Source organism: Microbacterium sp. (genome assembly GCF_035556355.1).
Lineage (GTDB): Bacteria > Actinomycetota > Actinomycetes > Actinomycetales > Microbacteriaceae > Microbacterium.
In genome coordinates, this window is record NZ_DATMFG010000021.1 from 122,133 (window position 1) to 140,706 (window position 18,574).

Consider the following 18,574-nt stretch of genomic DNA (forward strand, 5'->3'; position numbering starts at 1 on the left):
AGCCGATGCGCTATGCGCTGAGACGGGCCGGGCAGGCCGCGATCGTCCTGATCGCGGCCTACACGGTCACCTTCCTCCTTCTGCAGCTGATGCCCGGGGATGCGATCCTCATCCGCTACGACAACCCCGAGCTCGGGCTGACGGCGGAGCAGATCCAGCAGATCCGGATCAACTACGGCGTGGACGCACCGTGGTGGCAGCAGTACCTCACGACGCTCGCCGGCTATCTGCGCGGGGAGTTCGGGTACTCGACGCAGTACGGCACCGGCGTGCTCGAGCTGATCGGCGAGGCACTGCCGTCGACGATCGCGCTCGCCGGCATCGGATTCGTCGTGGCGGCGATCCTCGCGGTGGCGATCGCGTTCCTCTCCACCCTCTCTCCGTTCGGGTGGCTGCGCCGCGGGCTGCAGGCGATCCCCGGCGTGTTCGTCTCGATCCCGGTGTTCTGGCTCGGCATCCTCCTCATCCAGGTGTTCTCGTTCGGCCTCGGGTGGGTGCCGATCGTGGGTGCCGACCCCGTCGTCGGCTTGATCCTGCCGGTGCTCACGCTCGCGGTGCCCATCTCGGCGCCGCTCGCGCAGATCCTCATCCGGTCCATCGACGAGGTGCGCCTCCAGCCGTTCGTGACCGTCATCCGCGCGAAGGGCGCATCGGAGTCGCGTGTGCTGTGGACATCGGTCGCGCGCAACGCGATCCTTCCGACGCTCACGATCGCGGGCGTGCTGTTCGGCGAGCTCGTCGGCGGCGCGGTCGTGACCGAGACGGTGTTCGGTCGATCCGGGATCGGACGGGTCACCGAGCAGGCCGTCGCCAACCAGGACATCCCCGTGCTGCAGGGCATCGTCGTGCTCGCGGCGTTCACGTTCATCGTCGTGAACCTCGCGGTCGACCTGCTCTACCCCGTGCTCGACCCGAGACTTCGGTCGGGCTCGCGCCGCGCGACCGCAACGGCAGCCCCCGAGTCCGCCCCGACGCCGGTGGAGGCATCCGCATGACCGCTCCCGTCCTTCCCCCCGATGTCGACGCTGTCCGCAAGGCGGCCCGCGACGAGGCATCCGGCGTCGTCACCGATCCGATCGAGGCGGATGCCGCGGCCGAGCCCGGCCGCCCCCGTCGGCGCTCGTCGATCGCACGCCTCTTCGCGCGAGGCCGACGCCCTTCGTGGACCCTCGTCCTCGCCGTCGCGGTCGTCGTGATCGCCGTGCTGTGGGCGCTCGTTCCGTGGGCGTTCACCGGATACGACCCGATCGACGGTGTGCCCGCCGAGAAGCTCCAGCCGCCGAGCCTCGAGCACTGGTTCGGCACGGATGCGATCGGCCGCGACCTGTACGCGCGTGTCGTCTACGGCGCGGTGCACTCCCTGTCGGGGGCGCTCATCGCGGTGACCGTCGGCCTCGCCGCGGGCACGATCATCGGTGTCGTCGCCGGGTCGGTGGGAGGACTCGTCGACGACATCCTCATGCGGATCGTCGACGTGCTGCTGTCGATCCCCGGCCTGCTGCTCATGCTGTCGGTGATCATCCTGCTCGGCTTCGGCACGGTGAACGCCGCCATCGCGGTCGGGGTGGTGAGCGTCGCGTCGTTCGCGAGGCTGTCGCGCTCCGAGGTCGTGCGCGTGCGGCGCAGCGACTACGTCGAGGCGGCGTTCGGCAGCGGCGGCACCTTCTTCTCGGTGCTGCGCCGCCATGTGCTGCCGAACTCGCTGACCGCGGTGATCGGCCTCGCGGCGCTCCAGTTCGGCACGGCGATCCTCGCGATCTCGACGCTCGGGTTCCTCGGCTACGGCGCACCGCCGCCGACGCCCGAGTGGGGCCTGCTCATCGCGGAGGGCCGCAACTACGTCGCGACCGCATGGTGGCTCACGACGCTGCCGGGCCTCGTCGTGCTCGTCGTCGTGCTCAGCGCCAACCGCATCAGCCAGTCGCTCGGAAGGAGCTCGCGGTGACCGTGCTCAGCGTCGAGGGCCTGCGCGTCTCGTACGCAGGCCGTGCCGGTCGCCGCGAAGTCGTGCACGGCGTGGGTTTCGACGTCGCCGAGGGCGAGGTCGTGGCGCTCGTGGGCGAGTCCGGATCGGGCAAGTCCACCACCGCGCACGCGCTGATCGGCTTGCTCCCCGAAGGCGGTCGCGTCGACGGCGGCGCCGTGCGCCTGGGCGGCGTCGACATCGCGGGGTGGTCGTCGCGCCGCCTGCGGGCCGTGCGCGGCGTGAGCGTCGGACTCGTGCCGCAGGACCCCGTCGCATCTCTCGACCCCGTCCGGCCGATCGGCGTGCAGGTCGGCGAGATCCTCCGCGTGCACGGGGAGCGCGACGCGCGCGTCGTGAAGGCGCGCGTGCTCGAGCTGCTCGAGCGCGTGGGGCTCGACGACCCCGAGCTGCGGTCGCGGCAGTACCCGCACGAACTCTCCGGCGGAATGCGTCAGCGCGTGCTCATCGCGACGGCGATCGCGCTGCGCCCGCGCCTCATCATCGCGGACGAGCCCACGAGCGCACTCGACGCGACCGTGCAGCGGCGCATCCTCGATCTCATCGACGACCTGCGCCGCGAAGAGGGCACATCCGTGCTGCTCGTGACGCACGACCTCGGGGTGGCCGCCGATCGCGCGCAGCGGATCGTCGTGCTGAAGGACGGTCGCGTCGTCGAGGAGGGGCCGGCGGCCGACATCCTCGACGGTCCGCGCGATGCGTACACGCGGCAGCTGCTCGCCGACGCCCCCGCGCTCGCGACCGGATTCCGCCGCGCGCCCGCGCCGCTCTTCCTGCGGGATGCGTCTGCCGCTGCGGCCGAGAACCCGTACGCGATCACAGCCACCGGGCTCGTGAAGGAGTTCGCCGTTCGGGGGCGCGAGCCGTTCCGCGCCGTCGACGACGTGTCGTTCCGCGTACGTCGTGGCACCACCCATGCGCTCGTGGGCGAATCAGGGTCGGGAAAGACGACGACCGCGCGGCTCGTCACGCGATTCCTGCATCCGGATGCCGGCACCATCGACCTCGACGGCACCGACGTCGCCGGGCTCTCGCGCTCCGAGGTGAGGGAGCTGCGCCGTCGCATCCAGCTCGTCTACCAGAACCCCTTCTCGTCGCTCGACCCGCGCCAGAGCATCGCGCAGATCGTCGCGGAGCCGCTGCACAACTTCCGCGAGGGTCGCCGCGCCGACCGCGCCGCGCGTGCGGCCGAGCTCATCGACCGCGTGGCGCTCCCCCGTGACGTGCTCGACCGCACGCCGCGAGAGCTCTCCGGCGGTCAGCGTCAACGCGTCGCGATCGCGCGGGCGCTCGCGATCCGCCCCGATGTCGTCGTGCTCGACGAGGCGGTTTCGGCGCTCGATGTCACGGTGCAGGCGCGCATCCTCGAGCTGCTCGAGTCGCTGCAGCAGGAGCTCGGACTCACGTACCTGTTCATCTCGCACGATCTCGCGGTCGTCCGGCGCATCAGCCACACCGTGTCGGTCATGCGGCGCGGCCGCGTGGTCGAGCAGGGCGCGACCGAGGATCTCTTCTCGAACCCCACCCATGACTACACGCGCGAGCTGCTTGCAGCCGTGCCCGGACGAACGGAGGTCGCGGCATGACCACCGCCCCCACTCTCGCCTTCTTCACGAGACTCCTCGACGACGCGCCGCCTGCCGAGCGCTACCGCCTCGCGACCGACCAGATCCGGCACGCGGAGCGCTTCGGCATCCAGCGCGCGTGGGTCGCGCAGCACCACTTCCGTGCCGCGGAGGGCGGCCTGCCGTCGCCCTTCGTGTTCCTCGCGCACGCGGCGGCGGCCACGAGCGAGATCCGGCTCGGCACGGGTGTCGTGACGCTGCCGCTCGAAGATCCGGTCCGCGTCGCGGAGGACGCGGTCGTCGCCGACCTCCTGTCGGGCGGCCGCATCGACCTCGGCCTCGGCAGCGGCGGCACGCCGTCGTCGTTCATTCCGTTCGGCCAGCACGTCTCCGACAAGGCGACCGTCTACGACGAGAAGCTCCGCAAGCTCCTCGCCGCACTCGAGGGTCAGGACGTCGGCGGGGGCAACACGCTGTATCCGGATGCCGGCACCCTCGGCGGCCGCGTGTGGCAGGCGACCTTCTCGGCCGCGGGCGGCACGCGCGCGGGCGTCCACGGGCACGGCCTGCTCCTCTCGCGCACGCAGCCGCGCCCCGCCGACGACCCGCACGCGTCGCTCGCCGCGATCCAGCAGCCGATCATCGACGCGTACCTCGAGGCCCTTCCGGCGGGCGTCGCGCCCCGCGTCACCGCATCGCGCACCGTGTTCGTCGCCGACGACCGCGCCGACGCCCTCCGCTTCGCCGAGGTCGGCCTGCGCCGCGCGGCCGAAGGCTTCCGCCGGGCGGGGCAGACGATCCCCGGCGACTCGCTCGACGAGCTCATCGTCGCCCTCGACACCCATCTCGGAACGCCCGACGAGGTCGTCGCGTCGCTCGCCGCCGACGAGACGCTCGCGCGCGCCGATGAGATCGCGTTCCAGGTGCACTCGGTCGACGCGCCGCACGACTTCGTCCTGCGCTCGATCGAGCTGTTCGCGACCGAGGTCGCCCCGAAGCTCGGCTGGGCGACGAGCGACCGGAGCCTGGCATCCGCCCTCGAAGGATCCCTCGGAAAGGAGACCGCATGACCGCCCCCACCGTCGACGTCGTCGACACCCTCACGGGCGCTGCGTCCGACGGCGTCGTCACCGCCGTCCGCAGCATCCGTCCCGTCACGCGCGAACAGCTGCAGGCCAGCTACGACGCGCTCTTCGACCCCGTCGACGACTCCGACGTCTCGCTGACCGAGCGCCTGCTCATCGCGGCGTTCGCGACGCGGCTGACCGGGGCGGATGCCACGGCCGACCACTACGCGCGACTCGCGGCGGAGGCGGACGCCGGTGCGGCATCCGTCATCGCCTCCCTCGCGGACCGGGCCGGCACATCCGGTCCGTTCGGCCGGTACCGCGAAGCGGGCCTCGCCGCCGAGAGCACCGACGGGCTGCGGTTCTCGGTTCCCGACGACGCACGAGGCCTGCTCGGCGACCGCCTCGCGGCGGCGCTCGAGCACGCCCATCTGCTCGTCTACCGGCCGCGCGAAGCGGCGGATGCCGCGCTGCAGAGCCTGCTCGACGCGGGGTGGACCGTGTCGGGGATCGTCACCCTGTCGCAGCTGGTCGCGTTCCTCGCGTTCCAGCAGCGCGTCGTCGCGGGACTCCGCGTGCTCGAGGAGGTCGGCGCATGAGCGAGACGTTCGCCACCCAGGTCCAGACGTTCGTGTACGACGAGCCGCATCCGCATGCGTTCACGCGCGGCGAGGTGGGCTGGCTGCCGTGGCTCGAGCCGCTGCCCGTCGACGAGCTCACCGACCGTCACTACGACGGACTCGTCGACCGCGCACGGGCGTCGAGCGACTACTTCCGCCTGCTCGCGCGCGATCCCGAGATCCTGCGGGCGCGCACGCTCGTCGACAAGGACATCTTCTACAACACCGCCGAGGGTCTTCCGCGTGCGGAGCGAGAGCTCGCGGCCGCGGCGGCGTCGCGCGTCAACGGCTGCGTCTTCTGCGCGTCTGTGCACGCGAGGTTCGCGGCGCATTTCTCGAAGCAGCCGGAGCTCGTCGACACGCTGCTGTCCGAGGGCGTGGGAGCCGACCTCGGCGAGCGCTGGAACGCGATCACGGATGCCGCGGCCGCCCTCACCGCGACGCCGATCGCCTTCGGACCGCATCACGTCGCGCGCCTGCGCGAAGCGGGTCTGGGCGACCTCGAGATCTCGGACGTGATCCACGGGGCGGCGTTCTTCAACTGGGCGAATCGCCTCATGCTGTCGCTCGGACGCCCCGTCGCACCGGCTGACGAAGCCTGACGGCGACGACGACGCCCGGCGCGGCACACCCGGTCGCTCCGGGCGTCGCGGTTCGCTTGTGCGCCTTGCGCCGCCTATGCTCCTGGCATGGGCAGGTTCATCTATGACGCGTCGGGCAACTCGGTAGAGATCGAGGATCGCACCCTCGCACATCTGCGCATCGTCGTGATGAACAAGCTGCGCCGCTCCGAGGCGTTCATGTTCGATGTCGACATGGGCGACGGCAGCGGTCGTCGCAGCTTCTGGATGCACCCGTCCGTGCCCATGCAGTTCCACTTCTACGGCGGCCGTCAGCCGCGCATCAACCGCATGTGGGTCGAAGAGCTCATGCAGGCCGCGAGCGGCCCCAACGGGCTCACGATCGTGCCGGAGCCCGCCGACGAGCCGATCGTCGAAGAGGGCTGACCCGGCCCCGTCCGCGCGGAGCCGTCAGGCGAGACTGCGCGACTTGCCGGCCTTCACAGCGGGCGCGGGCGAGTCGCTGGCGTCGCCGGCCGCCGCGGGCCCGTCGCCGGGCGCGGCGGCCGTGTCGAAGTGCTCGGCCACGAGCATGATGCCGCCCGACGAGTTGGCCGAGTTCGCGAGGTCCTCGATCCACTCGCGGCTGAGCTGAGCGGGCTCGGGGTCGTCGAAGACGAAGCGCAGCGGAATCGAGGGGTGCAGCCAGAGCGTCGTACGACCCCGCGGCTCGCCCTCGGGGTGGCGCCACGACACGGTGAAGCTCTCGTTCCGGCGCAGCTTCGTCGCGATGACCACCTTCAAGTGCGCGAGGGCGCGGTCTTCGATGTGGATCGGGGTGCCGGCTCCGCCGTAGTAGATCGTGCCCATTCGTTCACCCTAGGCGGCGAAAGCCAGAACAGACGAAAGATCTCACCTGGTGAGCATCCGCGTCACGTCGTGTCCACAGTGTGGACGCGGTCGCGAGTGCGTGAATCCCGGTCAGGACGCCGTCGCCGCACGAACCTGACCGCCCGCGGCGTCGCCCGCCATGGGATCGCGCAGGAGGTCGCCGAACGCCGCCTCGGCGGCCCCGATCAGCAGGCGGTCCTCGGCGAGAACCGCCGTGCGGATCTCGAGGTCTTCAGCGGATGCCGGCATGCACTGCGCACGCACGGATTCGTCCAGCGCCGCCGGGTCGCTCTCTGCGATCGTCGCGAGGAAGCCGCCGAGCACCACGACCGCCGGATTGAGCACGTTGACGGCGTTCGCGAGCGCGGTCGCGAGGATGCGTCGCTGACGCGAGAGCTCCGCGGCGACGTCCGATGCTTCCGACGCGAAGATGGCGGCGGCGAGCGTCGGCTCGTCGGCGGCGGAGAGACCCACGGCGGCCAGCAGGCGTGCTCGGCTCACCTCGTCTTCGAGGACGCCGTCGGCCGCGCGCCGGTCTGCGGGGGAGAGGATGCCTGGCCGGTTCTGTCCGAACTCACCCGCGTAGCCCGCAGTGCCGCCCACGGGGATGCCGTGCACGATGAGCCCGCCGCCGATGCCGCTCGCGCCGCCGTTGAGGTAGACGAGATCGTCGATGCCGCGACCCGCTCCGAACAGGTGTTCGGCGATCGCGCCGAGCGAGGCGTCGTTCCCGACCGCGGTCGGCAGCCCGGTCGCCTCCTCGACGAGCGTGCGGACCGGCGCGTCGCGCCAGTCGAGGTGCGGCGCGATGCGCACGAGGCCGTCGGCGGCGCGCACGAGTCCGGGAACCGCGACGCCCGCGGCGACGATGCGCGCGTCGCGCAGGGTCGTGCCGCGCCATTCGTCGGTGACCTCGGCGATGAGGCGGGCGGCCTCTTCGGGCGACATCAGATGGTCGACATCGATGCGGCGCCGTGCCGGGATGCCGCCGTCGAGGCCGACGGCGGCCATCGTGAGTGCGTCCACCTCGGGGTTCGCTGCGATCGCGATGACCCGTGGGTCGGGGGCGACCACGGGAGACGGGCGACCCACCCGGCGGGACGGGTCGGGCGCGCGCTCGACCGTGAGGCCGAGCGACGTGAGCTCGGCGACGAGGTCGGCCACGGTCGACCGGTTGAGCCCCGTGAGGGCGGTCAGCCGCGACCGCGAGAGCGCGCGCTCGAAGTGGGCGAACTGCAGCACGCGTGCGAGATTCGCACGTCGCACCCCTTCGACGGTGCCTGAGCGGTCGGCCACCTGACCACTGTAGGGGCGCTCGATGCGATCGGACGCCTCCAACCGCCGAATATGTTGGGCTTGACTCGAAATCCGCCGACTCCTATCCTTGAGCCGTCCAGATCACTTTCGACATCACCGTCGAAACTTTCGAGAGGTTCGAAGATGAACACACGCAGCACGTTGCGGATCGCCGCAGGCGTCGCCGCGACCGGCCTGGCGATCGGCGCCCTCGCCGGCTGTGCGGCCGGCGGCGGAGGCACCGACAACGACGGCAACGGCGACGAGGTCACCATCACGTGGTGGCACAACGGCACGGGTGAGCCGCTGAAGTCCTTCTGGGAAGAGGTCGCGGCGGAGTTCGAGGCCGACAACCCCGGAGTCAAGGTGGACGTCCAGGCGTTCCAGAACGAGGAGCTCCAGCGCACCCTCATCCCCAACGCGCTGCAGGCGGGCGGCGACGCCGCTCCCGACCTGTTCATGGTCTGGGCCGAGGGCGAGATCAAGTCGCAGGTCGAGGCGGGCTACCTCAAGGACCTCAGCGGTCTGACGGACGTCATCGAATCGATCGGCGGCGCCGGCACCGGCTGGAACGTCGACGGCAAGCAGTACGGCATCCCCTACCGCTTCGGCATCGAGGGCATCTGGTACAACGCCGACCTCTTCGAGCAGGCTGGCATCACCGAGACGCCGACCACGTTCACCGAGTTCAGCGAGGCGATCAACAAGCTCGCCGACCTGGGCGTCGCGCCGATCGGCGTCGGCGCGGGCGACGGCTGGCCGGCCGCGCACTGGTGGTACCAGTTCGCGATCAAGACGTGCTCCGAGGACGCGCTCAAGGAGGCGGCCGACACCCTGACCTTCGACGACCCGTGCTTCGTCGAGGCGGGCGAGAACCTCAAGGCCTGGATGGACGAGTTCGACGGCGACCTTCCGTTCCAGCAGAACCCGACCAGCACCCCGGCGCAGAGCGTGCCGAACAGCTCGGCCGGCCTGCTCGCGGCCCAGTCGACGGCGATGGAGCTCATGGGAACGTGGCACCGCGGCGAGGTCGCGAAGCTCGTCCCCGGTGCCCCGGCCGACAACCCGCCCGCGCCCGAGTGGCTCGCCTGGATGCCCGTGCCCGACATCGAGGGTGCTGCCGGTGCCCCCGGCGCCGCGCTCGGCTCGGGTGACGCGTGGGGCGTCTACGTCGACGCGCCGGAGGAGACCCTCAAGCTCCTCGAGTACATCTCGAGCGTCGACGTGCAGACCCGCTTCGCCGAGACCGGTGAGATCCCGACGGTCGCGGGTGCCGAGGCCGGCATCACCGACCCGGTGCTCAAGCAGATCGCCGAGGGCACGGTCAACGCCGAGCTCGTGGTGACGTGGCTCGACACGCAGTACGGTCCCGTCATCGGCAAGGCGATGAACGACGCCATCGTCAACCTGATGTTCGGCAACGGCTCGCCCGAGGACGTTCCTCAGGCGATGAACGACGCGGCCGCGACCCTGTAGTAAGGCGACACCGCACCTCATGACCGCAATCAACGAGGCCGGGCCCGCGCTTGACGCGGGCCCGGCCCCCGTCGGGACCAGGAAGCGCTCCGCGCGCGCCCGCAGGCGCCAGTGGGGCGAGGTCACCCTGTTCGCAGGACCGGCGGTTCTCGTCTACCTCCTGTTCGTCCTCCTCCCCGTCGTCCTGGCGGCCTACTACAGCTTCTTCAATTGGAACGGGCTCGGACCCCTCGAACGCTTCATCGGCTTCGACAACTACGCCCGGGTCCTGACCGACCCGGTGTTCCACCGCTCGGTCGGCAACAACTTCTTCATCCTCTTCCTGTCCCTGCTGATCCAGGGACCCCTCGCGATCCTCGTCGCGCTCCTGATGAACCGGCGCCTGCGCTTCCGCGGGCTGCTGCGCGCGCTCATCTTCGTGCCCTACGTGCTCAGCGAGGTGACCGCCGGTCTCGCGTGGCAGATCATGCTCCAGTCCGTGCCGCCGGCGCGGTACGGGCCCATCGACACGTGGCTGCGGATGATCGGCATCGAGAACCCGCCCGCCTGGCTCGCCGACCCCAACATCGTCATGTGGACGATGTTCGGCATCCTCACGTGGAAGTACCTCGGCCTCGCGATCATCCTCATGCTCGCCGGACTCGCGGGCATCCCCGAGGACCTCTACGAAGCCGCAGCGCTCGACGGCGCCGGCTGGTGGAAGACCCAGTGGCACATCACGGTGCCGCTCCTCGGGCCCACCATCCGCATCTGGGCGTTCCTGTCGATCATCGGCTCCTTGCAGCTGTTCGACCTCGTGTGGATCGTCACGGGCGGCGGACCCCTTCATGCTTCTTCCACGATGGCGGTGTACATGGTCGAATACGGCCTCAACGTGACCCAGATCGGCTACGGCAGCGCCGTCGCGGTCGTGCTCTTCCTCATCTCGCTCGTCGTCGCCCTGATCTACCAGCGCTTCGCGCTGCGTCGCGACCTGCAGGGCGCCCTCACGACGGGGGTGCGCTGACATGACCGCCGCACTCGAGCACCGCGCCGGCAAGCGCGGCATCGACTGGAGCCAGCCCGTCGTCTACGTCGTGGCGCTCGTGGTCGCCGCGATCGCGATCGGCCCCGTGCTGTACGTCACGATCGCCGGCTTCCGCACGAACCCCGACTTCTTCGCCGACCCGGCGGGACTCCCGGATCCGTGGGTGATCGACAACTATGCGCGCATCCTGAGCGACCCGCGCTTCTGGAACCAGGTGCTCGCGAGCACCGTGACCGCGCTCGGCACGACGCTCGGCGTCATGCTCCTGGGCGTCATGGCGGCGTTCGTGATCGCGCGGTACGACTTCCGCGGGCGCAACTTCCTCTACGCGCTGTTCACGACCGGGCTGCTGTTCCCGCTCACGATCTCGATCCTGCCGCTGACCGTCCTGCTGCGGCAGCTGAACCTCTTCGGGACGTGGTGGGGCCTCATCATCCCGCAGGTCGCGTTCGCGCTGCCGACGACGATCATCATCCTCGTGCCCTTCCTGCGCGCCATCCCGGGCGAGCTCGAAGACGCGGCCGTCGTCGACGGCACGTCGCGCATCGGGTTCTTCTGGCGCATCATGCTGCCGCTGTCGATGCCCGGCCTCATGACGGTCGGCGTGCTCGCGTTCGTCGGCAGCTGGAACGCGTACCTCCTGCCGCTGTTCGTGCTGCAGGCCGGCGGCGCGCGTCCTGAGGAGTACACGCTGCCACTCGGCGTGCAGTTCTTCTCGACGGCATACGGACAGGACACGACGGGCGTGCTCGCGTACACCTCGCTCGCGATGCTTCCGGCGATCCTGTTCTTCACCCTCGCCGAGAAGCGCATCGTCGGCGGTCTCCAGGGGGCGGTGAAGGGATGACGACGGATGCCTCGACCGAGGCTGCGACCGACGCGTGGCGTGACGCCGCGCTGCCCGTCGACCGGCGTGTCGACGCGCTCGTCACCGAGCTGACCCTCGAAGAGAAGATCGCCCAGCTGTACGGCATCTGGATCGCCGCGTCGAACGACGGGGCGGAGGTCGCGCCCAACCAGAACGAGATGACGGAGGACGTCGACCTCGCCGACATCGCGCCGCTCGGTCTCGGGCAGCTCACGCGCACGTACGGCACCGTCCCGGTCGATCCGGCGGCCGGTGCCGTGTCGCTCCTGCGCACGCAGCAGCGCATCGTGTCGGAGTCTCGCCTGGGCATTCCCGCCCTCGCGCACGAGGAGTGCCTGGCGGGCTTCGCCGCATGGGGCGCGACCGCCTACCCCGTGCCGCTGTCGTGGGGCGCCACCTGGTCGCCCGACCTCGTCGAGCGCATGGGCGCGCGGATCGGCGCCGACATGCGCAAGATGGGCGTCCACCAGGGACTCGCCCCCGTGCTCGACGTCGTGCGCGATGCGCGCTGGGGCCGCGTCGAGGAGACGATCGGCGAGGACCCGTACCTCGTCGGAACCACCGCGACCGCCTACATCAGGGGGCTCGAGTCGGCGGGTGTCGTCGCGACGCTCAAGCACTTCGCGGGCTACTCGGCCTCGAAGGCGGGCCGCAACCTCGCGCCGGTGTCCATGGGCCGCCGCGAGCTCGCCGATGTGATCCTGCCGCCGTTCGAGATGGCGATCCGCGAGAGCGGCGTCCGCAGCGTCATGAACTCGTACACCGACATCGACGGCGTGCCGTCGGCGGCGGACGAGTCGCTGCTCACGGGTCTGCTGCGCGACACGTGGGGCTTCGAGGGCACCGTCGTCGCGGACTACTTCGCGATCGCGTTCCTCGTGACCCAGCACGGCACCGCCGCGGACTGGACCGACGCGGCGCACCAGGCGCTGAAGGCCGGGATCGATGTCGAGCTCCCCGGTCGGAAGACCTTCGGGCCGGATCTCGTCGCCGCCGTGCGCGACGGCGTCGTGCCGGAGGCGCTCATCGACCGTGCTCTGCGTCGCGTGCTGGCACAGAAGATCGAGCTCGGGCTGCTCGACGGCGAGTCGGGGTACGTCCCGCCCGTGCTCCAGGGGCGGGAAGGTGCGACCGCCGACGAGGTGCGCGGCTCGGTCGACCTCGACCCCGCCGAGAACCGCGAGCTCGCGCGCGAGCTCGCCGAACGCGCGATCGTGCTCTTGCGCAACGACGGGACGCTGCCGCTGCGCTCTCCGAAGCGGATCGCGCTCGTCGGCCCGAACGGCGATGACCCGTACGCCGTGCTCGGCTGCTACTCGTTCCCGCTGCACGTGGGCATCCACCACCCCGAGTTCGGCGACGGGATCGAGCTTCCGACGCTGCTCGAGTCGCTGCGCGCGGAGTTCCCCGACGCCGAGATCACGTACGTGCAGGGCACGAGCGTCGACGGCGGCGAGCGCGACTTCGACGAGGCGCTCGACGCCGTGCGTGCCGCGGACGTCGCGATCGTCGCCCTCGGCGACCGGGCCGGGCTGTTCGGCCGGGGCACGAGCGGCGAGGGCTGCGACGCCGCCGATCTGAGCCTCCCCGGAGCGCAGCAGGACCTGCTCGAGGCCGTCATCGGCACGGGTACACCCACGATCGCCACGCTGCTCTCAGGCCGGCCTTACGCGCTCGGCTCCGCCGTCGACCGCGCGGCCGCCATCGTGGCGGCGTTCTTCGCCGGCGAAGAGGGCACGCCCGCCATCGCGGGAGTGCTCTCGGGGCGCGTGAACCCGAGCGGACGCCTGCCGGTGAGCATCCCGGCCGATCCGGGTGCCCAGCCGTCGACCTATCTCGCCGCGACGCTTGCGCGCAAGACCGGTGTGTCGAACATCGACCCGTCGCCGGCCTTCGCGTTCGGCCACGGCCTGGGCTACTCCCCGTTCGTGTGGTCGGATGCCGCGGCATCCGCCGCAGACCTTCCCGTCGACGGCTCCGTGACGGTGTCGATCCACGTGGGCAACGCGGGCGACCGCGACGGCGTCGAAGTCGTGCAGCTCTACCTGCACGACCCCGTGGCGTCCGTTGTGCGGCCGGTCCAGCGGCTCATCGCATATGCTCGCGTGCCGCTCGCCGCCGGTGAGCGCGTGCGCGTGTCGTTCGACGTTCCCGCCGACCTCACCTCCTTCACCGGCGTCGACGGACGCCGCATCGTCGAACCGGGCGAGCTCGTGCTGTCGTTCGGACGGTCGAGCTCGGAGCTCGTCGCATCGCGCACCGTGCGCGTCGTCGGCGAGACCCGGGTCGTCGACCACACCCGCGCCCTGCACGCGACGGTCACGGTGGTGCCCGACGCCTGACCGACCGCAGCGGGGAGCGCAGGGGCGCGAGCGGTCAACCGCTCGCGCCCCTCTCTACGTGGGAGCGGTGGAGTTCCCCGGGCGACGAGTGGTGCGAGCGCCGCGGTGTGCGGTCACGAGTGCCGCGACACCCACTCCGAGCGCGGTTCCCAGCGTGTTCGCGATCACGTCGGACACCGCGGGGACCCGCGACGGCAGCAGGAGCTGCACGAGCTCGATCCCTGCCGATGTCGCGAGGCCCAGGGAGATGACGGCGATGGGCCGCAGCCGCGGCACGGCGAACGGCCAGAGCACTCCGAACGGGACGAAGAGCACGACGTTCGCGAGGAACTCGAGCACCGCGTACGCGTGGGCGAAGCTCAGCAGACCGCCGTCGGCCACGAAGCGGGCGAGAGTCGCGACGATCCCGGTCACCTGCGACGCATCCGACGCGGGCGCGAAGACGACCCAGCCGAGGGCGACCAGGTAGGCGCACAGCAGAAGGCGGATGATCATGGGTTGCGGTCCGTCGTGAAGGCGCCCGGGCGGCAGGCCCTCGCGCCAGCGTAGTAAGTCGCACACGAGAATGCGGGGGCCGCCGCGGACCTGCGCCCGCGAGGCCCCCGCGGGGGATCCGTCGCATTCCTTCTTCGCGCCGACGGGGGCGGTCGCGAACGAGGGGATTTGTCGTTCTCGAAAACTATTGGACAGCTCGCGGATGCCGGAGGCACCGATACGCAACCGTTACGAAACTCGGGCGCAAGTTTCGTTCGTGGTCGTCGTCGGAGCAGAACCGAGGGGTGCGCTTCGTCTCGCTTCCGGCTCGCTCAGCGACCGGGTGGCCGGACCCCGCCCCCGAGCGCGGAGCGCAGCGGCGCAACCTCCGGTCCTGAGCGCGGAGCGCAGCGACGAGACGAAGGGCGTCACCGACCGGAAGGGGGCGCAGCCGTGCTCCCGCGCACGACGAGGTGCGTGGCGAGGTCCATGCGCAGCGTCTCGACGCTCGCGCCCTCCGAGAGCCGCAGCACGAGACGCGTCGCCTCCTCGCCCATGCGCCGCAACGGCTGGTGGATGGTCGTGAGCTGTGGACTCATCCAGCGTGCGAGCGCGATGTCGTCGTATCCGACGACGGAGAGATCGTCGGGAACGCGGAGCCCCGCGTCCGTCGCCGCGGCGATCGCGCCGAGAGCCTGCAGGTCGCTGCCCGCGAAGATCGCGGTGGGCGCGTCCGGCATCGCGAGCAGCTCGCGGGCGTGGCGCTCGCCGCCTCCGGGGTGGAAGTCGCCGAAGCGGATCCACTCGGGGTGGATGTCGAGCCCCGCGGCGTTCATCGCCGAGCGGTAGCCGTCGATGCGCGCGAGCGAGCACATCATGTCTTCGGGGCCGGTGATCGCCGCGATGCGCTTGTGGCCGAGCTCGATGAGATGGCGGGTCGCCATGAGCCCGCCGGTCCAGTTCGCCGAGCCGACCGACGGGACGTCGGGCGACGGGTCTCCGGCGGGGTCGACGATCACGAACGGCACACCGCGCGAATGCAGCTTCTCGCGCTGCGGTCCCGAGATTTCGGAGAAGACGAGCACGACGCCGGCCGGACGCCGCCGGAGCACGCCGTCGATCCAGTGCGGGTCGGGCGAGTGCCGGTCGCCGCTCACCGTCAGCACGACCGAGAGTCCGGCTGCGTGCGCGACGTCTTCAACGCCCTCGATGACCTCCATCGACCAGCTGCTCTCGAGTTCGTGGAACACCAGCTCGACGAACTCGCTGCGCCGACTCACCTTGCGCCGCGTGTAGCCGTGGCGGGCGAGATGCTCCTCGAGTCGCGCGCGGGTCGCCGGCGCGACATCGGTGCGCCCGTTGAGGACCTTCGACATCGTCGCGAGCGAGACCCCCGCCTCTGCGGCGATCGCGGCGAGGGTGACGCGCTGCTTCTCTGCCATGGGCTCTATTCTGTGCGAAGGGTCTCCGCGCGCGAGGGTGCGCGCATCACCTTCGATTCTGCCCGACTTTCGGCAAACGTGTCGATACTTTCGCGGGGAGTGGGACGGATGCCGCATTCGCGTCGTCCCCGCCGCCGGCGATGCCCGCGCGCCTGGTCGCCGGTGCTCATCGGAGCTCGCCCCTCGAAGGCGCATAGCGGCGCGGATTCGGAGTGGACGCGGCATCCGGATTGATATAGGTTGTTAGCCGCAACAATTACCCGCGCCGCGCAAAGGAGCGACATGCCCACCCCCACTCGCGAGGACAAGTTCTCGTTCGGACTCTGGACCGTCGGGTACGCCGGCAACGACCCGTTCGGCGGCCCCACCCGCAAGCCTCTCGACGTCGTGCACGTCGTCGAGAAGCTCGCCGAACTCGGCGCCTACGGACTCACCTTCCACGACGACGACCTGTTCGCGTTCGGCTCCACCGACGCCGAGCGTCAGAAGCAGATCGACCGCCTCAAGGGCGCCCTCGCCGACACCGGCCTCATCGTCCCGATGGCGACGACGAACCTCTTCAGCCACCCCGTCTTCAAGGACGGCGGCCTCACCTCGAACGACCGCGGCGTCCGCCGCTTCGCGCTGCGCAAGCTGATGCGCAACCTCGACCTCGCCGCCGAGCTCGGCGCCAAGACCTACGTCGCGTGGGGCGGTCGCGAGGGTGCGGAGTACGACTCGGTGAAGGACATCCGCGTCGCCCTCGACCGCTACAAGGAGGCGTTCGATTTCCTCGGCCAGTACGTGCTCGACAAGGGCTACGACATCCGCTTCGCGATCGAGCCGAAGCCGAACGAGCCTCGCGGCGACATCCTGCTGCCGACCGTCGGTCACGCGCTCGCGTTCATCAGCGAGCTCGAGCACCCCGAGCTGGTGGGCCTGAACCCCGAGGTCGGTCACGAGCAGATGGCGGGCCTGAACTTCCAGGCCGGAATCGCGCAGGCACTGTGGCACGGCAAGCTGTTCCACATCGACCTCAACGGCCAGCGCGGCATCAAGTACGACCAGGACCTCGTGTTCGGCCACGGCGACCTGCACAACGCGTTCGCGCTCGTCGACCTGCTCGAGAACGGCGGCCCCAACGGCGGCCCGACGTACGACGGTCCGCGTCACTTCGACTACAAGCCGTCGCGCACCGAGGACGAGGAGGGCGTGTGGGAGTCGGCCAAGGCCAACATGCGCACGTACCTCCTGCTCAAGGAGCGCGCGAAGGCCTTCCGCGCCGACCCCGAGGTGCAGGAGGCGCTCGCCGCGGCCCGCGTGCCCGAGCTCTCCGAGCCCACGCTGAACGAGGGCGAGACCGCCGCCGACCTCGTGGCCGACCGCTCGGCGTTCGAGGACTTCGACCCCGGCGCCTACTTCGACGGCAAGGGCTTCGGCTTCGTGCGCGTGCAGCAGCTGGCGACCGAGCACCTGCTCGGCGCGCGCGGCTGAACCCGCCTCACACGGACATCTCCGTCGACCGCGTGACTGCGCGGCCGGCGGAGATGTCCGACTATGGGGCATACGGACTCTGAGAGGGGAACAGCGATGGCGCTCGTGATGGGAGTCGACTCGTCCACCCAGTCGTGCAAGGTCGTGATCACGGATGCGGCGACGGGCGAGGTCGTGCGGCAGGGCCGCGCGGCGCACCCGGACGGCACGTCGGTCGACCCGGCGGCGTGGTGGACCGCGCTGCAGGACGCGATCGCCGCGGCGGGCGGTCTCGACGACGTCGAGGCGTGGTCGATCGGCGGACAGCAGCACGGCATGGTCGCGCTCGACGCCGACGGGCGCGTCATCCGCGACGCGCTGCTGTGGAACGACACGCGCTCGGCGGGCGCGGCGGCCGACCTCATCGCGGAGTTCGGCGCCGACGACCTCGCGCAGCGCACGGGCCTGGTGCCCGTCGCGTCGTTCACGATCACGAAGCTGCGGTGGCTGCGCGACCACGAGCCCGAGAACGCAGCGCGCGTCGCGGCCGTCGCGCTCCCGCACGACTGGCTGACGTGGCGACTTCGCGGCTTCGGCCCCGCGGGCGAGTCCGAGCGCGGGCCGGTGCTCGATGAGCTTGTGACCGACCGGTCCGACGCGTCGGGCACGGGCTACTGGGGCGAGGCGCCCGACGGATCGGAGGGTTACGACCGCGACCTCCTCATCGCGGCGTTGGGTCACGACGCGGTGCTGCCGCATGTGCTCGGCCCCGTCGAGTGGGTGACGGATGCGGCGGGCCGCCGCGTCGGGCCGGGTGCCGGCGACAACGCCGGCGCCGCTCTCGGGCTCGGTGCAGGTCCCGGTGACGTTGTCGTGTCGATCGGCACGAGTGGAACGGTCTTCGCGGTCAGCGAGAAGCGCGTCGTCGACCCGTCGGGCACGGTCGCGGGCTTCGCCGACGCCGACGGAAGGTTCCTCCCGCTCGTGGCGACCCTCAACGCCGCGCGCGTGCTCGACGCGATCGCGCGCCTGTTGGGCGTCGACCACGCGGAGTTGTCGCGCCTGGCGCTCACCGCCGAGCCGGGCGCCGGCGGGCTCACGCTGGTGCCGTACTTCGAGGGCGAGCGCACGCCCAACCTTCCGGATGCCACCGCCTCCCTCACCGGAATGACGCTGGCGTCGACGACGCGTGAGAACCTCGCCCGCGCCGCCGTCGAGGGCATGCTGTCGGGCCTGGCGGCAGGGCTCGACGCCCTGCGGGGTCTCGGTGTCCCGCTCGAGCGGGCCCTCCTCATCGGCGGTGGGGCCCAGTCCGAGGCCGTGCGCGAGATCGCGCCGCTCGTGCTGGGGATCCCGGTCGAGGTGCCCGCGCCGGGGGAGTACGTCGCGCTCGGCGCAGCGCGTCAGGCGGCGCGGGTGCTCTCGGCGTAGGTCGCCGCGGGGTCCGCGCCGAGGGGGTTCCCGCCGCAGGAGACGTGCCCGGCGCAGGACGATCGCGGGCCCAGCATGC

17 protein-coding genes are annotated in these 18,574 nt (G+C 71.1%); 13 read left to right on the forward strand and 4 right to left on the reverse strand.

The annotated features are described in order from the left end of the window. Positions 1-5 precede the first annotated feature (5 nt). The 7 genes from VNR19_RS05160 to VNR19_RS05190 all read left to right on the forward strand — a co-directional run bounded on the left by VNR19_RS05160 (position 6) and on the right by VNR19_RS05190 (position 6,243). A complete protein-coding gene (locus tag VNR19_RS05160; RefSeq protein ID WP_325724572.1) occupies positions 6-995 on the forward strand; it encodes an ABC transporter permease in 990 nt (329 codons plus the stop codon). Then, complete coding sequence (locus VNR19_RS05165; RefSeq protein ID WP_325724574.1) at positions 992-1,945, forward strand: ABC transporter permease; 954 nt, start codon at positions 992-994, stop codon at positions 1,943-1,945. The genes VNR19_RS05160 and VNR19_RS05165 overlap by 4 nt, the downstream gene beginning before the upstream one ends. Beyond that, the gene (locus VNR19_RS05170; RefSeq protein ID WP_325724576.1) at positions 1,942-3,570 is read left to right on the forward strand and encodes an ABC transporter ATP-binding protein; all 1,629 of its coding nucleotides are present in this window, start codon (positions 1,942-1,944) and stop codon (positions 3,568-3,570) included. Before VNR19_RS05165 ends, VNR19_RS05170 begins: the two co-directional genes overlap by 4 nt. Then, complete coding sequence (locus VNR19_RS05175; RefSeq protein WP_325724578.1) at positions 3,567-4,619, forward strand: putative FMN-dependent luciferase-like monooxygenase; 1,053 nt, start codon at positions 3,567-3,569, stop codon at positions 4,617-4,619. The genes VNR19_RS05170 and VNR19_RS05175 overlap by 4 nt, the downstream gene beginning before the upstream one ends. Next, positions 4,616-5,215: a CMD domain protein gene (locus tag VNR19_RS05180; RefSeq protein WP_325724580.1), complete on the forward strand. Its 600-nt coding sequence runs from the start codon at positions 4,616-4,618 to the stop codon at positions 5,213-5,215. The genes VNR19_RS05175 and VNR19_RS05180 overlap by 4 nt, the downstream gene beginning before the upstream one ends. Continuing rightward, positions 5,212-5,838 (forward strand): alkylhydroperoxidase domain protein, encoded by a 627-nt coding sequence (locus tag VNR19_RS05185; RefSeq protein ID WP_325724582.1) that lies wholly within the window; start codon positions 5,212-5,214, stop codon positions 5,836-5,838. Before VNR19_RS05180 ends, VNR19_RS05185 begins: the two co-directional genes overlap by 4 nt. Before the next feature lie 87 nt (positions 5,839-5,925). Next, positions 5,926-6,243, forward strand: coding sequence for a DUF7882 family protein (locus VNR19_RS05190; RefSeq protein WP_325724584.1), 318 nt, complete (start codon positions 5,926-5,928; stop codon positions 6,241-6,243). 24 nt (positions 6,244-6,267) lie between these two features. Here the strand turns inward: VNR19_RS05190 and VNR19_RS05195 are convergent, their stop codons facing one another. Further along, positions 6,268-6,666 carry a DUF7882 family protein gene (locus VNR19_RS05195; RefSeq protein WP_325724586.1) on the reverse strand — a complete coding sequence of 133 codons (399 nt, stop codon included), beginning with the start codon at positions 6,664-6,666 and terminating at the stop codon, positions 6,268-6,270. Positions 6,667-6,777: 111 nt separating this feature from the next. Then, positions 6,778-7,983, reverse strand: a complete 1,206-nt coding sequence (locus VNR19_RS05200; RefSeq protein WP_325724588.1) for an ROK family protein — start codon at positions 7,981-7,983, stop codon at positions 6,778-6,780. A 144-nt stretch (positions 7,984-8,127) separates the two neighbouring features. On the opposite strand from VNR19_RS05200, the gene VNR19_RS05205 reads away from it, so the two are divergent. From VNR19_RS05205 to VNR19_RS05220, 4 genes are read left to right on the forward strand one after another with little or no spacing between them, the layout of a single operon-like run. After that, entirely contained in the window at positions 8,128-9,459 is a 1,332-nt protein-coding gene (locus VNR19_RS05205; protein ID WP_325724590.1) for an extracellular solute-binding protein, read from the forward strand. Between the two features lie 19 nt (positions 9,460-9,478). Beyond that, positions 9,479-10,465 (forward strand): carbohydrate ABC transporter permease, encoded by a 987-nt coding sequence (locus VNR19_RS05210; RefSeq protein ID WP_325724592.1) that lies wholly within the window; start codon positions 9,479-9,481, stop codon positions 10,463-10,465. A 1-nt stretch (position 10,466) separates the two neighbouring features. Further along, positions 10,467-11,333, forward strand: a complete 867-nt coding sequence (locus VNR19_RS05215) for a carbohydrate ABC transporter permease (protein WP_325724594.1) — start codon at positions 10,467-10,469, stop codon at positions 11,331-11,333. After that, positions 11,330-13,696 (forward strand): beta-xylosidase/alpha-l-arabinosidase, encoded by a 2,367-nt coding sequence (locus tag VNR19_RS05220; RefSeq protein ID WP_325724596.1) that lies wholly within the window; start codon positions 11,330-11,332, stop codon positions 13,694-13,696. Before VNR19_RS05215 ends, VNR19_RS05220 begins: the two co-directional genes overlap by 4 nt. 54 nt (positions 13,697-13,750) lie before the next feature. Here VNR19_RS05220 and VNR19_RS05225 read toward each other — a convergent pair whose 3' ends face one another. Next, the gene (locus VNR19_RS05225; RefSeq protein WP_325724598.1) at positions 13,751-14,191 is read right to left on the reverse strand and encodes a VanZ family protein; all 441 of its coding nucleotides are present in this window, start codon (positions 14,189-14,191) and stop codon (positions 13,751-13,753) included. A 407-nt stretch (positions 14,192-14,598) separates the two neighbouring features. Beyond that, complete coding sequence (locus VNR19_RS05230; RefSeq protein ID WP_325724600.1) at positions 14,599-15,612, reverse strand: LacI family DNA-binding transcriptional regulator; 1,014 nt, start codon at positions 15,610-15,612, stop codon at positions 14,599-14,601. A gap of 282 nt (positions 15,613-15,894) precedes the next feature. Here VNR19_RS05230 and xylA point away from each other — a divergent pair, with 282 nt between their 5' ends. Next, entirely contained in the window at positions 15,895-17,085 is a 1,191-nt protein-coding gene (xylA, locus tag VNR19_RS05235) for a xylose isomerase (protein WP_325724602.1), read from the forward strand. Between the two features lie 96 nt (positions 17,086-17,181). Next, positions 17,182-18,495: a xylulokinase gene (locus tag VNR19_RS05240; RefSeq protein ID WP_325724603.1), complete on the forward strand. Its 1,314-nt coding sequence runs from the start codon at positions 17,182-17,184 to the stop codon at positions 18,493-18,495. Positions 18,496-18,574: the final 79 nt, after the last annotated feature.

Excerpts from the sequence above, each read along its gene's own strand:
- VNR19_RS05180 (WP_325724580.1), top strand. The coding sequence starts at position 4,616 with ATGACCGCCCCCACCGTCGACGTCGTCGACACCCTCACGGGCGCTGCG.
- VNR19_RS05185 (WP_325724582.1), top strand. The coding sequence starts at position 5,212 with ATGAGCGAGACGTTCGCCACCCAGGTCCAGACGTTCGTGTACGACGAG.
- VNR19_RS05210 (WP_325724592.1), top strand. The coding sequence starts at position 9,479 with ATGACCGCAATCAACGAGGCCGGGCCCGCGCTTGACGCGGGCCCGGCC.
- VNR19_RS05205 (WP_325724590.1), top strand. The coding sequence starts at position 8,128 with ATGAACACACGCAGCACGTTGCGGATCGCCGCAGGCGTCGCCGCGACC.
- VNR19_RS05165 (WP_325724574.1), top strand. The coding sequence starts at position 992 with ATGACCGCTCCCGTCCTTCCCCCCGATGTCGACGCTGTCCGCAAGGCG.
- VNR19_RS05230 (WP_325724600.1), bottom strand. The coding sequence starts at position 15,612 with ATGGCAGAGAAGCAGCGCGTCACCCTCGCCGCGATCGCCGCAGAGGCG.
- xylA (WP_325724602.1), top strand. The coding sequence starts at position 15,895 with ATGCCCACCCCCACTCGCGAGGACAAGTTCTCGTTCGGACTCTGGACC.
- VNR19_RS05225 (WP_325724598.1), bottom strand. The coding sequence starts at position 14,191 with ATGATCATCCGCCTTCTGCTGTGCGCCTACCTGGTCGCCCTCGGCTGG.
- VNR19_RS05190 (WP_325724584.1), top strand. The coding sequence starts at position 5,926 with ATGGGCAGGTTCATCTATGACGCGTCGGGCAACTCGGTAGAGATCGAG.
- VNR19_RS05220 (WP_325724596.1), top strand. The coding sequence starts at position 11,330 with ATGACGACGGATGCCTCGACCGAGGCTGCGACCGACGCGTGGCGTGAC.
- VNR19_RS05160 (WP_325724572.1), top strand. The coding sequence starts at position 6 with ATGCGCTATGCGCTGAGACGGGCCGGGCAGGCCGCGATCGTCCTGATC.
- VNR19_RS05215 (WP_325724594.1), top strand. The coding sequence starts at position 10,467 with ATGACCGCCGCACTCGAGCACCGCGCCGGCAAGCGCGGCATCGACTGG.
- VNR19_RS05175 (WP_325724578.1), top strand. The coding sequence starts at position 3,567 with ATGACCACCGCCCCCACTCTCGCCTTCTTCACGAGACTCCTCGACGAC.
- VNR19_RS05195 (WP_325724586.1), bottom strand. The coding sequence starts at position 6,666 with ATGGGCACGATCTACTACGGCGGAGCCGGCACCCCGATCCACATCGAA.
- VNR19_RS05240 (WP_325724603.1), top strand. The coding sequence starts at position 17,182 with ATGGCGCTCGTGATGGGAGTCGACTCGTCCACCCAGTCGTGCAAGGTC.